Below are 2,226 nucleotides of genomic sequence, written 5' to 3'. Positions count from 1 at the left end.
GGTTGCTGGCAGAGGCCGGGCAAGAAGTTCACATAAAAGCCGGGAACAAACTGGTCATCGAAGCAGGGCTGGAAGTCACCATCAAAGTAGGTGGCACTTTTATCAAGCTCGATGCCAGTGGCGTCAAGATGATCGAGCCACAACCGGTAGGCAGCCCGGGGAACGGCTCCGGCGCCGCCCCACGGCTGCCCGGCGTGGCAACACCTGTGGGTGCAGACGAGGCCGGGGAAATGCTGACTCCTGCACAAACACAGACGATGAAGCGCACTCCGTTTTGTGAGCAATGCGAGCGCGCAGCCAAGGAGGCCAAACCATGAATCAGGCCAACTATCTGCTGATTGACGGCGTGTTGCGACCTGATGCGATCAAACATTTATATCAGTGCGCCGAGGCTCTAGAGATCAGGCCACTGTACCTTGGAACGCGTTGGTCAGCGATCATGACTCAGGGTCCAGTGCTGGTGAAAGTCCCGGCAGAATCATCGCTGATTCGCGAATGGCTGGAGTCTGTCGCCTCACGAACTGACGCCAGCGTATTTTCCAGCCACGCCTCCCTGAAAACAGTTGCCGAGCACCTGTGCCGGTTTCTGTGCCCGTCCGACCATCTCGGCAACTCAAGCCTGCTGCGCTTCGCAGATCCGCTGGTGATGCATTACTGGCTATCCAGTTACAGCGATGAGCACCTGAGCCGGATAATGGGTCCCGTCGATCAACTTTGGGTACAGCCCCCTGTTCATGCCTGGCAGCACAATCCCTCCTCACTCCCGGCCCCCTTTATCAACGCTCACCCGCAAAGGCCTTGGCAGCAGAATTTTGCTCTGCTGGGTGAACCGCAGTTGCATGCGCTTGACGAGTGCTATCGGTGGCTCCTCGAAGAACGCATTCATGACTGGCTTCAGGAGGAGGATGCACACGCCTTCGCAAACCAGACCGAAGCTCAGATAAGCATGTGGCTCAAGCGAGCTGTGAACAGCGGCCTTGAGTGGGGGCTGGTCAGCGAGTACGCATTAGCGACGTGGGCAGACATCTGCCACGGGTGGGGCCTGGATTTTGTATATCTGCCGCAAAGCCCTTATCAGTCATGGCAGGCCAAGCACCCAGAGCTTCAACACCTGCCTCCGGAACTGCGCATCAGCGCGTTAGCTGAATACCGTCAAAAACCCTATAAAAATAAAGGCTCCGCTGCATGACCGAAAAACACGGCACCCGCCAACAGCGACTGGCGACACGTTTCCCCAAAACACCCGCCACGGCCACCAGCCTGTGCCCCTTCAAAGGACCCAATATCGCCATCGTCCCGGTGCGCTATGCGCTGGACCGTTCGCGTTACGACGTCGCGCCCGAAAAGCTCAAGCCACTGCCGAAAGATGGCAAATGGGCACGCCTGCCAACGTTGAAAACACGCAGCTACACCCTGCGCCAACTGTACGACGGTTACGTTTACGTTTCGACGAAACCGCTCAAACCCTGCATGAATACGCGGTCTCAGCCATCGACAGCCATCTGAGCCGCATCGTCTGGAGCGACGCGCACATCGGCAGCGACCAGCGAAACGGCACCGGCGACGGTCAGCCCTTTCTGCTTTACCCGCGCGACAACCACCTGCACATCGCTTTTTCGCCCGTGCAGTGGACGTGGCGTCTTTGCGAGCACATGCGCTCCAACCCGCCAAGCCGCGCGCTGTGGATGAAAGCGCTGGACCTGAAACGCTACCGCATCAGCATGGCCGAGCCCGACACCCTGCCGCTGAACCGCATCGCCGAAGCGGTCGCGGATATTGACGAAGGCAAGGTGGCTGACGATGGCCGTTTTGCAGATTCGGCGATTCCGACTGTACAACCCTCATCAAGCGATGAGGTCGCGTCAGTGTTCTCGCCGCTCGGCGCAGACGTCTTCTGGCGGGGCAGCGTCGACGATCAGGACAGTTCGCTGTTCATCGCCCTCGACGACCCGCTCGCCATTTTCAACGATCTGGGCATGCAACTGGCCGCCGATCAGGCGGCTTACCGCAACTGGCAGGCCGAACACGAACACAAGATCCAGATCGCCCAGACCGTGACCACGTTGTGCGGCGCGGAAAGCGAACCGGAAAAACTGCCCGCCTCGGTGCGCGGCGATGCGCTGCGCACACATCAGTATTTGAGCGAGGTTGAAGCCTACTTTGAACAATGCGATTTTGAAGAGGCGCAGATCGGCAGCAACACCGTCCCCGGGCCTGCTGTTGCTG

1 protein-coding gene and 2 pseudogenes are annotated in these 2,226 nt (G+C 59.1%); all 3 read left to right on the top strand.

What is annotated here, in order from left to right; genetic code table 11:
* Nucleotides 1-317, top strand: a pseudogene (locus ABJ99_RS09625) (type VI secretion system tip protein VgrG); the annotation flags it as partial.
* Entirely contained in the window at nucleotides 314-1,189 is an 876-nt protein-coding gene (locus ABJ99_RS09620; RefSeq protein ID WP_054085620.1) for a DUF4123 domain-containing protein, read from the top strand. The pseudogene ABJ99_RS09625 and the gene ABJ99_RS09620, both read left to right, overlap by 4 nt.
* Nucleotides 1,186-2,226, top strand: a pseudogene (locus ABJ99_RS09615) (toxin VasX); the annotation flags it as partial. The gene ABJ99_RS09620 and the pseudogene ABJ99_RS09615, both read left to right, overlap by 4 nt.

The organism is Pseudomonas syringae pv. cilantro (assembly GCF_001293775.1).
Classification (GTDB): domain Bacteria; phylum Pseudomonadota; class Gammaproteobacteria; order Pseudomonadales; family Pseudomonadaceae; genus Aquipseudomonas; species Aquipseudomonas syringae_P.
The sequence above is the reverse complement of the archived record's forward strand: the minus strand, read 5'-3'. Positions and strand labels throughout refer to the sequence as shown.